Genomic DNA, 12,979 nt, shown 5'->3' on the forward strand with positions numbered 1-12,979 from the left:
TGACGTTGGTAAATCTCATTGGGCTTCCTCCGACTGAACGTGAGGCGAACCCGTGAGATTTCGAGTCGTTCCAAACGGGTTATTCGGTTGTCGCGATCGGACAAGGGCGCGAAGTGCTGGGTACACGACAGTGTGCGAGTCGCGGCCGCCCGATAGCGCCTCGCTGTCTGGAAACGTAACGTGCTATCCGCCGGGATGCTTGTCGATGTTCTGTTTCGCCAAGGCAATCGCTTCCTGACGGCCCTGATAGGTCATCGTTCGAATCGTCTGACCTCCCGAGAGAGAGGTGATTTCGACCAGAGAACCACCGCCTGGCTGCTCGATGACGACCAGTCGATGACCGCGGTACAGAAGCTCGTCTGTCACAATCTGCTCCCGCTCAATTGAACCAAGCGCTAATGGAGCAATCCCGGTTCGGAGCTGCGCGCCAAAGATCGACGTGCAATACTGCTTGGCGGACGGTGCCGGATGTGAACAACGGGGATTGCGCTCGCTTGTTCCTTTTCCGATTCGTCTCTCCTTGCGGCTTCCCTCATTCTTGTTTCGCAGCGTCGAGGCCGTACTGGGGCCACCTGAAGGCTCTCCAAGCGCTGCACCCGCGGCCAAATTCGGTTTAGCGGGGCTCAACGCCCAAAGGATGCAGGCCATGAAGCGCTTTCGTGGCGACCTTCATAAGGTCATGGGTGGCCTCGCGCTCTTGGCCGACGACGAGGCCCGATGTGAAGGCTTGGGCGCGGCGGTTCGCGGGCGGCGCCGTTAACGCGGCCTCCATCGCCAGCTTGCGATGGGCCACGAAATCGTTCAGCGATCCTAAAGCGGATTGTATCCGCTTCAGCCGATTGGAGACATGTGCGAGCGCCTTCCGATCCGCATCCCTATAGAGGCTCCCAAAGAAGTCTACGGCATAGCGGATCTTCTTGATCTTGATCCGCAGTTTGTGCCGCTGTTTCGCATCGAGATCGTTCAGCCGCTTGCCCTGCTTTCGCGCCTTCCTGATTCGGCGATCGAGAACGTCCTTCGCATAGGCGCCGATCGATTGATCATTCGATGCGCGGGACCGTCCCGTTTCGATCCACTCGACCGTATCTATCAGCAGGTGGCGGTAGCGGGGGGAATCAATCGCGTCACGCGCGCGTCGGAAAGCTGCGATGCGTTGCTGTGAAAATTTCTTGCGGATTGCACGTGCGCCGCGTCTCGGTGCGTCATGCCTCGCGATTGGCTGAATGCGTTCCCCGACAAATACGTCGATCTCTCGCGCCGGTGCGAGTTCTGTCGTGAGCCATTTGAGCCCCGCCTTGACCCGCGCAGTATCTGTGTGCGGCAAGATATCATCGAAGAGGGAGATGGCAGCTCGTAGCCGCCGCAGGCCAACGCGCATCTGATGCACGCCCTCGGAATCCATGTTCCGCACCGGATCGCTGTTCGCGGTGATGTGACGAACCGTCGAGTGCGCAATCACGCGGAATGCATCGCGCGGTGCAAATTCGCGTTCGAGTTGGATCGGCTCGGCATGCTGCGCGCCCTCAATATGTCCGGCGACAAGCTGGAAGCCGCGCTCCGCCTTCGAACTCGGATCAAGTTCAGCGCCAGTCCTGCGTTCGATACTGCGCGCCAGTCGAAAAAGATCGGCCAGATGTCCAGACTTCAGCTCCAGTTCGACCTCGGCAATGGGCCGCGAGCGCCGTCTGGCGTTAACCTGGCCACGATCGACAGCGACTTCAATTTGGCTCTTCCGAACTCGTCTTATCTGCGCCGTGCGGTGGACGCGGGTTCGAAAGACCGGCCGTAACTTGCGAGCAAGCTTTCCGTCAGCCAAGTCTTCGAGAGGCGTGGTCTTTGCCTTCTTGAGGTCAGGCCTTTTATCGGCGAGCTCATATTCCCATTCGCCCCGCGTTACGGCCGCGCCCGTGACCTTCAGGGTCTGCATGTAACGATCGCCGGTCTTGCGGACGCGAAGTGTTAGACCGTGTCGTCTAAGCTTATTCTTCTTCGTGTCATAATAGGTCGACACAAGTACTCGTTCGGATAGGTCGCCGGCCAGCCGACCGCCGTTGCGCAAGATGGAGGACAATTTGCGCGGCGCAACGCGGAATTTCAGTTCGGTTTCAGCATTCATCGGCAAGGAATCCGTTGCTGACGTAAGCGGCGCAACAGCTAGAAGTTCCACAGTTGGGGCGCGTGCGCCTGATGTCGACTAATGAACCAGGGGGTGGGAACGCCCTCCAAATAGCCGCCCCGATAGGATCGCATCGAACCATCACTTCCAGGGGTGTGGCGCCGATATTGACTGCGACGGCTAACGCCATTCCGGGGATGACTTCCATGCGTCCGAACCGGTCCGATGCCGCTTCGCGGGGCTCGGGCGCGAACTCGGACCAACGCAACTTGACGGCCGGCTATCTTGGGAGCTCTTCGACAGGTCAGTTACGGCTGCCGATCTAAGATTGGCGTGGCGTGACGCGGGACATCCTCGGGCTGTGCGTTGCGAGGGGCGGGTCACCCATATGCTGGCAATCGGGGTGTCGGCGGTAGACTCAGTCAAGCGGGAATGACTCAGATCCCCACCTGAATCGACAAGGGCCACTTGGCCATAGATTCTTTGATTTGCATGAGGCTCGTTGTGCGAAGCTGGGGCGCAGTGCCAAATGCCTGGTCCTGAAAGGTATTTGTCGGCAAGAAATGCAGCTATTTCCTTGTCCAAGCATCGCAAGCCATTGATATCGAGCCCTGGTGCGCCCACCCATCAAATCAAATGGTTGGCAGCCCTCCGCGAGATCAAAGCTCGAATCTGTCAGGGGGGCTTTGACGGAACGGGGCCCGTTTCGTTGTCTCCGACCTTACAAGCTCCCGTCGAAAACAGGCGAGCGAGCTTCTCCATCGCACTCTCTGCCAGCCGCAGATCGGTCCAGAATGCGCTCCCAACCTCTTTCAGGGCGTGGCCTGTGAAGGTTGCGGGCCAGGGCCAAGCGCACCACCGCAGAGCCCCCTGGAGGTTCGTGAACCGTCGGGTGCTCATTGATCCCCGCGTCGATCGCCGGACCAGCGCGGCGGATCGGATCGCCCTCGCGCTGGCCGATCCAGATCGCGCGGATCCGCTCGGCTCGGCTGGACTTTTACAAGATGGTACTCAGCATCATTGCCTTGAGCATTTCGGCGAGGACACTCGCAATGGCGCTGGTGCCACGCTCGTGACCGATCAGCATCAGCGCCTGAGCGTCATTGGTGAGTTCGCGGACCGGGACGTAAGCGAGCCGGCCCGCCCTGCGTTCGAACTCGATGTCGAAGGGGGTGAGGAATGTGATGCCGTTGTCCAGAATTGCGGCATGCCTCATGATCTCGATGGAATTTGTCTCGATGATCGGTCGAAGATCCAGCGCGGCCCTCGTGAAAGCGGCATCGAGGTAAGGTCGTATCGCGCTGCTGCTGTCGGCAATGATGATCGGGTAGTCGACACAATCGTTGAGACGAATACTTGCCCGTTTCGCCAATGGATGGTCCGGAGCCATCACCCCGCCAAGCCTGGCAACCGCGCGCGCCAGCAACTTCAGGTTCGCATCTTTGGCGAAATCGAAGCCGATCCCGAGATCGGCCTCTCCGTTTGCGACCGCGGATTGGATTTCTGCCCCGGTATTGAAGAGCGTCAGGTTCAGCTTGACGCGCGGGTTGGCGAGGCGGAATTCTTTCACCGTGCCCGGCACGAGGTTGGAGGCGAGCCCGCTCATCATCGCGACTGTAATCTCTCCGCGGCGCAGTCCCTTGAGTTCCTCGATCTTTGCCTGAGCCCGCGTCAACTCCTTCAGCGTTTGCCGGATGTGCCCGATCAGGACTTCGCCCGCGGCGGTCAGGATCAACTTCTTTGGCAGACGCTGGAAGATCGGGGTGCCCAGTTGCGTTTCGAGGGCGAGGATCTGGCGACTGATGGCGGAGGCTGCGACGTTGAGGTGGTTTGCCGCCTTGCGGATCGATCCGGTCCGCGCAACCTCGTCGATGTAGCTCAGGAGGCGGCTATGCAGCATCGTCACCGATCCGAAAGATGATATGCCGACCATGGCGCGCCGTTGCCCAAAAGGCAACGGGGTTGCCGAATCTAAGCGCTTTGAAGTGATGGATGCACGTGCAAGATTCTCGGTCGGTGGTCCAACGCATATGCGGGGTTGGCCACCGGCTCGGGTCTTGCGATGGCAGTGAAATCTCGTTGGTGGTGGGATCTCTCGAGAGGTGACTTCGCCGAACTCGATGGCGAACGAGCCGTCGCGATCCTTCCGGTTGGCGCCGTCGAGCAGCATGGGCCGCATCTGCCGGTCAAGGTCGATGCGGCGATCGGATGGGGGATCGTGACCCGTGCGGTCGAGTTGATGCATCCCGATTGTCCCGCGCTCGTGCTTCCGCCATTGCCGTATGGCAAGTCCGACGAGCATCTGGCGTTTCCGGGCACGCTGACGCTCTCGCATGAGACGCTTGCAAAAGTATGGTGCGAGATCGGCGAGTCGGTGCACCGCGCCGGGGTCCGCAAGATCCTGTTCCTGAACTCGCACGGCGGCCAGCCGCAGCTGCTCGAGATCGTCTGCCGCGACCTTCGCGTCCGCTTCGGCATGTTTGCGGCGACGACGATGTGGCCGCAATTGATCGACATGACCGATTTGTTCGACGCGGACGAGATCCGCCACGGGATTCACGGCGGCCAGATCGAAACCAGTGTGATGCTGCATCTGGCGCCGGAGACCGTGGCGATGAGCCGGGCCGAAAACTTCGAGCCCGCGACGACGCGGGTCGCGCGCGATTTCGAGATGCTTGGACTGGAAGGCGTCGTCAAATTCGGCTGGCAGACCCAGGATCTTCATCCCAAGGGCGCCTGCGGCGACGCCACCAGGGCAACTGCCGGGCTCGGCAAGATGGTGGTCGAGCGCGCGGCCGCGCGCCTGGTGACGCTCGTGGACGAGATCGCCCGGTATCCGCTGGCGGCGGTTGCGACCCGCACCGCATTTGATCGGCCCGAGCAGATCTGAACACGACAGGAACCGACGCATGGCATTCGGTATCGCGCAACTTGCCCAGGCCAAGGCCTTTCGCATCTCGCCGAACGACACGAATTATTTCGCAATCCTGTTCGATCATGCGACTGACGGAATAGACAATATCTTCGTCATCGAGATCTTCCGGCCCGGCGGCGCCACGCCGCCGAACGAGCACGCGATCGCGCACGAATTCCTCCACGTCCTGCATGGCGAAGGACTCGCCAGCTGCGACGGCAGGACGGTGCCGATCCGGAAGGGCGATTCGCTGCTGCTGCATCCGGGCTCCCAGCATGTGATCGAGAATACCGGTGCCGGCAAGCTCTACACGCTCACGGTGATGACGCCGAATGAGGGGTTTGCGGAGCTGATTCGTGGCGGCGAGCCGGTGGAGCTCGATGCGGAGGATATCCGCGTCCTGCAGGGACACCAGTCATGAACTTTGCTCCCCGCCATGACCCGGCCGCCGAACCGCTCACGCCGCTGGGTTCGAGCGAGCGCAACCTCTGGCTGGTGTCGGACAGCCGCGCCGATTTGGTCCGACAGCCTGTTCCGCCGCGTCCGGTTGCGCTGCGGGCCGATGGCAAGGTGATTTCGATCGACCTTGCGCGCAGCGCAATCATCATCGTCGATATGCAGAACGATTTCTGCCACCCGGACGGCTGGCTGGCCCATATCGGGGTAGATATAGCGCCGGCGCGTGCACCCATCGAGCCGCTGCGGCGTCTGCTGCCGGTGCTGCGCGATTGTCGAATGCCGGTGATCTGGGTCAACTGGGGTAATCGGCCGGACCGTCTCAATCTCAGCCCGGCGCTGCTGCACGTCTACAAGCCGAGCGGCGCCGGCATCGGCCTCGGCGACGCGTTGCCGCGCGCCGGGGCACGCGTGCTGGAGCGTGGCAGCTGGTCTGCGGCCGTGGTCGAGGAACTCGCCGTCGCGACCTCCGATATCGAGGTCGCGAAATACCGGATGTCGGGTTTCCAGGATACCGAGCTCGACAGCATTCTGCGCAATCTCGGCGTCACGACGCTGATGTTTGCCGGCGTCAACGCCGACCAGTGCGTGTTGTGCACGCTGCAGGACGCAAATTTCCGCGGCTACGACTGCCTCCTCCTGCAGGATTGCACGGCCACGACCTCGCCGGATTATTGCCTCGCCGCCACCCTCTACAATGTCCGCCAGTGCTTTGGCTTCGTCGTCAGGTCGAACGAAATCCTGGCCGAACTCGCCAGTGCGCAATCCAGCCAGGACGAAACGTCGTGAGCGAGCTTTCCGCCAGCGCGCTGGACCTGCTGGTTGGCGATCTCGGCGACATGACGGTGATCCGTGACCACAAGGTGGTGCGGCGCCGCTCGCGCGACTTCTTCTGGTACAGCCCCATCCTGAATGATCTACTGAATGACAAATCGGCGGACCTGATTGTCGTCCCGCGCGACGAGAACGAAGTCATCCGGCTCGCTGCGGCCTGTGCGCGCCATCGCGTGCCGCTGACGGTCCGCGCCGGTGGCACTGGAAACTATGGTCAGGCGGTGCCGCTCAAAGGCGGGGTGCTGCTGGATATCATGGCGCTGTCGGCCATTGAATGGACGGCGCCCGGAACGATACGTGCTGGCGCGGGCGCGAAGCTCAGCGCCATCGACGCCGACCTGCAGCCGACGGGCTGGGAACTGCGCATGCATCCGTCCACCAAGCGCACGGCGACGATCGGTGGCTTCGTGGCCGGCGGTTCCGGCGGCATCGGATCCGTGACGTATGGTGGATTGCGCGAGCCGGGCAATATCCAGGCAGCCCGCATCGTCTCCGTCGAGGAAACGCCCCGGGTCATCGAACTGCGCGGCGAGGCGGCACAAAAGATCAACCGTGCCTATGGCACCACGGGAATCATCACGGCACTGGAAATGCCGCTGGCTCCTGCCTGGCGCTGGATCGACGTCGTCGTCTGCTTCGACGACTTCCTGGATGCGGTGGCGGTCGGATACGAGGCAGCTCTTGCCGATGGCATCACGAAGAAGTTGCTGTCGCCGATCAGCTGGCCGCTCCCGTCCTACTTCGGTGCGTTGAGACCTTGCGTAGCCGACGGACAGAGCATCCTGATCGCGATGATCGCCGAGCCGTCGCTCGAAAGCTTCAAATCGTTGCTTGGTCGTCGCGGGACCATCTCGCTGGAGACCCCGACCGATGACAGCCCGGGCCAGGTGCCGCTCTACGAATACACCTGGAATCACACCACGCTGCAGGTCCTGAAGTCCGACCGCACCGTCACCTATCTGCAATGTCTCTATCCGCATGATGGCCTGATGGAGAAAGTTGCCGAGATGGAGGCGCTGTTTCCGGATGAGGTGCTGCAACATCTCGAGTTCATCCGCTTTGGCGGCCGGGTCACCTGCAGCGGCCTGCCGGTCGTGCGCTACCGCGGCGCTGAGCGACTGAACGAGATCATCCGGATGCACGAGCAGCGCGGCGTTTTCATCGCCAATCCGCACGTCTACACGGTCGAGGACGGCAGTCGCTACAAGCGTGCCGACGCGGATCAACTGGGCTTCAAGCGCGAGGTCGATCCGCACAATCTGCTCAATCCCGGCAAGATGCGAAGTTTCGTCGCTGCCGGGTCGTGATATGCGCGTTCTCTATGTCTACTGCCATCCGCTTGCCGACAGCTTCCACGCCGCGATCCGCGGGGAGGCGCTGGCCGGGCTCGCCGAAGCCGGCCATGCCGTTGATCTGCTCGATCTCTATGCGGAGGGATTCGATCCGGTCCTGACGGCTGAACGTCGGCGCGACTACCACGACCCCGTGCGCAACCGGTACAACAATCAGGCCTACGCCGACCGCCTGATGGCGGCCGACGCGATCGTGGTGCAGTTTCCGACCTGGTCGTTCGGGCCGCCAGCCATGCTCAAGGGCTGGTTCGATCGAATGTTCGGCCCCGGCATCGCGCTCGATCTGTCCGATCCCGCGCGGGCACAGCCGATGCTGCATCACGTCCGCCGCATCTGCGGCATCGCAACCTATGGCCGCCCGCGCTGGCAGGCGATTGCGATGGCCGATCCGCCGCGCAAGCTCATCAAGCGATATCTGCCGTGGTTCACCGGGGCAAGGGCGACGACGCGCTATCATGCGCTCTATCACATGAACGTTGCCACGCCGGCCAAACGCGCGCGCTTTCTGGCCAAGGTCAGACGCGAAATGCGCCGGTTCTAGAGCTAGGTCCGTCCGGGACGGCTTTCTTGACGCGAGCGGAAATGCATTCGGCTGGAAAGCTCGCTAGCTCGGGTCCGGCGCGGCAGCGACCGCTTCGATCTCGACCAGGAATTCCGGCCGGCTGAAGCCGGACACGATCATCAGGGTCGAGGACGGCGGCGTCCCGGGAAATAACCGGTCGCGTGACCGCATGTAGCCCTGCATGTGCTCGCGCGCCGTCACATAGGCGTTGAGCCGGACGATGTCCGCCAGCGTCATCCGATCTTCGGCGAGGATCGCTGCGATGTTCGCAAAACAGAGATCGGCCTGTGCCTCGCTGTCCGGCGGAACAGTCCCGTCGCTGCCGGCGCCGAGCTGCCCGGACGTGAACACCAGGCGATGTCCGGCCGGCACGGCAACGCCGTGGCTGTATCGTGCGAACGGGGGACGAATTGCAGGAGGGGAAAGCGCGCGCAAGCTCATCACCACAGGCTCAAAATTTGTCATTGCTGCTGCCAGCTTAGGCCACGGCGTTGCCGCCGGCATGCCGAAATTTGGCTGATCGGCGCCGACATTTGGTGCCTCTTGCTCAAAAAATCGGCGTTGCCGGAAAAGCAACAGATCGCTCGAATCAAAATGCTTTCGGGCGACAGTCGACGCGTGCATCCTGAGTTCATCGAGGGTTCGATCCGCGCGAGCGGGTTGCCGTCCAGACAATATTGAAATCATCCGCAGCTGGCATTCACCGGACGGTTAAGGGTAGCCATGATGGCCATGACGATTGCCTCCCGAACGTTTGCTTCCGCCCTGGTGGGGAGCGCCTTGCTTGTGCTGTCGCTCGCTCCCGCTCGGGCTGCCGACAAGGTCACCTTCCTCACCAGTTGGTTCGCGCAGGCCGAGCATGGCGGCTTCTATCAGGCGAAGGCGACCGGTCTCTACGACAAGGCCGGCCTCGACGTGACCATCAAGATGGGCGGTCCCCAGGTCAACGGCACGCAGCTTCTGCTCGCAGGCGATGCGGATTTCATCATGGGCTACGACATCCAGGTGATGAAAGGGCGCGAGCAGAACCTGCCGCTCGTGACTGTCGCATCGTCGTTCCAGTTCGACCTGCAGGGAATCATGACCCATGACGACGTGCCGGACCTTGCAGCGCTGAAGGGCAGGCCGATCTTGATCGCGGGATCCTCGCGCGTGACGTTCTGGCCATGGCTGAGGGCGAAATACGGTTACAGCGACGACCAGATCCGGCCATACACGTTCAACCTGCAGCCGTTCTTCGCCGACAAGACCATGGCACAGCAGGCCTACCCGTCATCCGAGCCGTATCAAGCGCAGGAGCAGAAGAAGAAAGTGAAGTTCTTCCTGCTGGCAGATGGCGGCTATCCACCCTACGGCTCGACAATCGTGACGACCGAGCGAATGGTCGCCGAAAAGCCGGACGTGGTGGCTCGCTTCGTCAAGGCTTCGCTCGAAGGTTGGCGCGACTATCTGCAGAATCCTGCTCCGGCGAACGGCCTGATCAAGGCTGACAATCCCAAGATGACCGACGGGCAGATCGCGTTTGCGATCGAGAAGCTCAAGCAGAGCAAAGCGGTCGACGGCGGCGACGCAGCGAAGCTTGGCATCGGCATCATCACCGCCGAGCGCTACAAGCAAGTCTACGACTTCCTGGTGGCCGGCGAGCTGCTCGATCCGAAGACCGCTTGGCAAAAGTCGTTTGACGACCGTTTCGTCAAGGATCTCAGGATTGGCGTGAAATAGGAGCGGCCATGAACGTTCTGCCGCCACCCTGCGCGTTCGATCACGACACCGGGCCCAGGACGACCTCCGAAGGCCGTCCGCCCGTCGTCGAGGTGCTCTCGGCGGAGAAGCTGTTTCCGAACGGCACGCGAGGCCTTGCGCCGATCGACCTTACGATCGCGGACGGCGAGTTCCTGACGCTGATCGGCCCCTCCGGCTGCGGCAAGAGTACCTTGCTCAAGCTGATCGCCAACTTGATCGAGCCAACCGACGGTCGGCTGTTGTGGTGGCGCGGCGACCACGGCCAAGTCGGGCAAGAGGGGAGACGGCTCGCCTTCGTGTTCCAGGAGCCGACCCTGATGCCCTGGGCGCGCGTCGAAGCCAATGTCCGGCTGCCGCTTGAGCTTGCCGACATGCCCAGGGTGAAGGCGGCCCCGCTGGTCGAGGATGCGATCGCGCGGGTCGGCTTGTCAGCGTTCGGTCAACACTACCCGCGGCAGCTGTCGGGCGGAATGAGGATGCGGGTGTCGATCGCCAGGGCGCTCGTGACGCAGCCCAACCTCCTCCTGATGGACGAGCCCTTCGGCGCACTCGACGAGTTCACGCGCAACAAGCTGGACGACGATCTCGTTCGGCTGTGGTGGGACCGCAAGCTCACGACAGTGTTCGTCACCCATTCGATCTATGAGGCCGTGTTTCTCTCGACCCGGATCATCGTGATGGCTGCCGGTCCCGGCCGCATCTTCCGCACCATGACAATCGACGAGCCGCAGCCGCGTGGGGTCGGGTTTCGCGACAGCCCGAAATTCGCTGCCTATTGCCGGGAGCTCTCGACCTGGCTCGCTGAAGCTTCGCTGCCGCGGTCGGGCGGGGGCGAAGCATGAAGCCGTTGCTGCAATCGGATGCCTTCGTCCGGGTCGCGGCTCCGGTCGCCGTCGGGATCGTGCTGTTCGGCTTGTGGGAGGGCAGTTTCCGCCTGGCCTCCGTTCCGGTGTACCTGTTTCCCAAGCCGAGTGATATCTTCATAAGCCTCGTGCAGCACGGTCCGTCGCTGCTGCGGGCCCTGCTGGTGACATTGCGGGTGACGCTGCAGGCCTTCGTTGCTGCGACCGTGATTGGCACCCTGATCGCATTCATGTTCGTGCAGAGCCGGGCGATCGAGGTCAGCCTGTTTCCCTATGCGGTGCTGTTGCAGGTCACGCCGGTGGTCGCGATTGCGCCGCTGATCATCATCCTCGTGAAGAATACCCAGATATCGCTGACGATCTGCGCGACCCTGGTCGCGCTGTTCCCGATCATCTCGAACACGACGCTAGGTCTGCGCAGTGTCGATCCGGGCCTTGCAAACTACTTCCGGATGAACCGGGCGAGCCGATTGAAGAGCCTGATCAAGCTTCGCATACCCGGTGCGTTACCCTACTTTTTCGGCGGGTTGCGCATCTCGAGCGGCCTCGCGCTGATCGGCGCAGTGGTCGCCGAATTCGTGGCAGGCACGGGAGGGCGCTCTTCGGGCCTCGCCTATGAGATCCTCGATGCCGGTTTCACGCTCGATATTCCCCGCATGTTCGCGGCACTGTTCCTGATCACGCTGACCGGCGTCTTGCTGTTCACCCTCATGGCGGCGCTTTCGCGGCTTGCGTTATCGAACTGGCATGAAAGCGAGATCCGGGCCGAGACATGACATCAATGCTGATCGAGAATGCCACCGGGATCTTCACGGGCCTGCCGGGCGAGGCGATGCGAACGACCGGCGCGATCCGGATCCGCAATGGCGTGATCGTTGCAATCGGCGCACTGCAGTCCGAGCCTGACGAGCGCAGGCTCGACGCAAGGGGCTGCGTGATCTATCCGGGTCTCGTATCGACCCATCACCATATGTTCCAGAGCGTGCTGAAAGGTGTTCGCGAAGGCATCAATCTTCCGCTCGCAGGGTGGCTGCGCTCGGTACCGTACCGCTTCTGGTCCGCGATCGACGAAGAGGCCCTGGCGGTCGCTGCGCGGATTGCACTCGCCGAACTGCTTCTCTCGGGCACCTCCACGGTCGCCGATCACCACTATCTCTTCAGCGACACGTTTCGCTTCGATCCGGCGCAGGTGATTTTCGACGTTGCGCGCGACTTCGGCATTCGCCTCGTGTTCTGCCGCGGAGGCGCGACCGTCAGCCGCCATTTCGATACCGATCAGTTTGTGCCGATGCCGGTCGAAACGCTGGATCGGATGCTGCAATCGGTCGAGGCCTGTGCGCAGCGCTTCCACGATCCGTCGCCGGCCAGCCTGACCCACGTCGCACTGGCGCCGACCACGCCGACCTGGTCGCTGGATCCGGGCCAGTTGCGCGAAGTGATCGCCGCCGCGCGGCGCATGAAGCTGCGGCTGCACAGCCATCTTTCGGAAACGTCTGACTATGTCGATTTCTGCTTGTCGGTTCATGGCAAGCGGCCAGTCCATTGGCTCGCAGAGCACGACTGGCTCGGCGAGGACGTCTGGTTCGCGCATCTGGTCCATCTCGATCCAGAGGAGGTGGCGATCCTGGCCCGCTCCGGCACCGGCATGGCGCACTGTCCGCAGTCCAATTGCCGCCTCGGTTCCGGTATTGCGCCGGCGGACGCGATGGCCCGGCTGGGCGGCGCGGTGTCGCTCGGTGTGGATGGCGCGGCCTCCAATGAGGCGGCTGACATGATCAGTGAGATGCATAGTTGCTGGCACACGCATCGCGCCGTGAAGGGGGCCGACGCGGTGACCGCGGAAGACGTCGTGCATTGGGCCACGGCGGGCGGTGCGCGCGTGCTGGGCCTGCCGCGCGTCGGTACGCTGGCGCCGGGCCAGCAGGCCGATATCGCCATCTTCAGCCTGGACCAGCCGCGCCACTTCGGCATGCACGATCCCATGATCGCGCCGGTGACGTGTGCCGGCTCAGCGCACGTTCGCCATTTGCTGGTCGGCGGTCGCCTGGTCGTCGAGGACGGTGCGATTCCCGGCCTCGACATGCAAAAGCTGAAATTCGATGCGGCCCGCGTTGTCTCGCGTCTGGCTGCCTGAACCGC

At 62.5% G+C, this 12,979-nt stretch carries 13 protein-coding genes; 9 read left to right on the forward strand and 4 right to left on the reverse strand.

From position 1 onward, the window contains the following. Window positions 1–183: 183 nt before the first annotated feature. The 3 genes from ACVISU_RS33275 to ACVISU_RS33285 form a co-directional block, all read right to left on the reverse strand. Window positions 184–648, reverse strand: coding sequence for a hypothetical protein (locus ACVISU_RS33275; RefSeq protein ID WP_456709753.1), 465 nt, complete (start codon window positions 646–648; stop codon window positions 184–186). After that, entirely contained in the window at window positions 614–2,116 is a 1,503-nt protein-coding gene (locus ACVISU_RS33280; protein ID WP_456709754.1) for a CYTH and CHAD domain-containing protein, read from the reverse strand. Before ACVISU_RS33280 ends, ACVISU_RS33275 begins: the two co-directional genes overlap by 35 nt. 997 nt (window positions 2,117–3,113) lie before the next feature. Further along, window positions 3,114–4,016: a LysR family transcriptional regulator gene (locus ACVISU_RS33285; protein ID WP_050405323.1), complete on the reverse strand. Its 903-nt coding sequence runs from the start codon at window positions 4,014–4,016 to the stop codon at window positions 3,114–3,116. Window positions 4,017–4,178: 162 nt separating this feature from the next. Between ACVISU_RS33285 and ACVISU_RS33290 the strand changes: the two genes are divergently transcribed. From ACVISU_RS33290 to ACVISU_RS33310, 5 genes are read left to right on the forward strand one after another with little or no spacing between them, the layout of a single operon-like run. Then, window positions 4,179–5,006 carry a creatininase family protein gene (locus ACVISU_RS33290; RefSeq protein WP_456709755.1) on the forward strand — a complete coding sequence of 276 codons (828 nt, stop codon included), beginning with the start codon at window positions 4,179–4,181 and terminating at the stop codon, window positions 5,004–5,006. A gap of 19 nt (window positions 5,007–5,025) precedes the next feature. Beyond that, the gene (locus ACVISU_RS33295) at window positions 5,026–5,451 is read left to right on the forward strand and encodes a cupin domain-containing protein (RefSeq protein ID WP_456709756.1); all 426 of its coding nucleotides are present in this window, start codon (window positions 5,026–5,028) and stop codon (window positions 5,449–5,451) included. Continuing rightward, entirely contained in the window at window positions 5,448–6,275 is an 828-nt protein-coding gene (locus ACVISU_RS33300; RefSeq protein WP_456709757.1) for a cysteine hydrolase family protein, read from the forward strand. Before ACVISU_RS33295 ends, ACVISU_RS33300 begins: the two co-directional genes overlap by 4 nt. A gap of 50 nt (window positions 6,276–6,325) precedes the next feature. Further along, a complete protein-coding gene (locus ACVISU_RS33305) occupies window positions 6,326–7,627 on the forward strand; it encodes an FAD-binding oxidoreductase (RefSeq protein WP_456710961.1) in 1,302 nt (433 codons plus the stop codon). 1 nt (window position 7,628) lies between these two features. After that, the gene (locus tag ACVISU_RS33310; RefSeq protein ID WP_456709758.1) at window positions 7,629–8,213 is read left to right on the forward strand and encodes an NAD(P)H-dependent oxidoreductase; all 585 of its coding nucleotides are present in this window, start codon (window positions 7,629–7,631) and stop codon (window positions 8,211–8,213) included. 63 nt (window positions 8,214–8,276) lie between these two features. On the opposite strand, the gene ACVISU_RS33315 is transcribed toward ACVISU_RS33310, so the two are convergent. Continuing rightward, window positions 8,277–8,699 (reverse strand): RidA family protein, encoded by a 423-nt coding sequence (locus ACVISU_RS33315; RefSeq protein WP_244522002.1) that lies wholly within the window; start codon window positions 8,697–8,699, stop codon window positions 8,277–8,279. Between the two features lie 261 nt (window positions 8,700–8,960). Between ACVISU_RS33315 and ACVISU_RS33320 the strand changes: the two genes are divergently transcribed. Genes ACVISU_RS33320 through ACVISU_RS33335 form a run of 4 tightly spaced genes read left to right on the forward strand, consistent with a single transcriptional unit; the run spans window position 8,961 to window position 12,974 of the window. Then, on the forward strand, window positions 8,961–9,956 hold the full coding sequence (locus tag ACVISU_RS33320; protein ID WP_456709759.1) for an ABC transporter substrate-binding protein: 996 nt from the start codon (window positions 8,961–8,963) through the stop codon (window positions 9,954–9,956). Window positions 9,957–9,964: 8 nt separating this feature from the next. Then, window positions 9,965–10,819, forward strand: a complete 855-nt coding sequence (locus ACVISU_RS33325; RefSeq protein ID WP_456709760.1) for an ABC transporter ATP-binding protein — start codon at window positions 9,965–9,967, stop codon at window positions 10,817–10,819. Beyond that, window positions 10,816–11,616 carry an ABC transporter permease gene (locus ACVISU_RS33330; RefSeq protein WP_456709761.1) on the forward strand — a complete coding sequence of 267 codons (801 nt, stop codon included), beginning with the start codon at window positions 10,816–10,818 and terminating at the stop codon, window positions 11,614–11,616. Before ACVISU_RS33325 ends, ACVISU_RS33330 begins: the two co-directional genes overlap by 4 nt. Continuing rightward, window positions 11,613–12,974, forward strand: coding sequence for an amidohydrolase family protein (locus ACVISU_RS33335; RefSeq protein WP_456709762.1), 1,362 nt, complete (start codon window positions 11,613–11,615; stop codon window positions 12,972–12,974). The genes ACVISU_RS33330 and ACVISU_RS33335 overlap by 4 nt, the downstream gene beginning before the upstream one ends. Window positions 12,975–12,979: the final 5 nt, after the last annotated feature.

The organism is Bradyrhizobium sp. USDA 4452 (assembly GCF_054063575.1).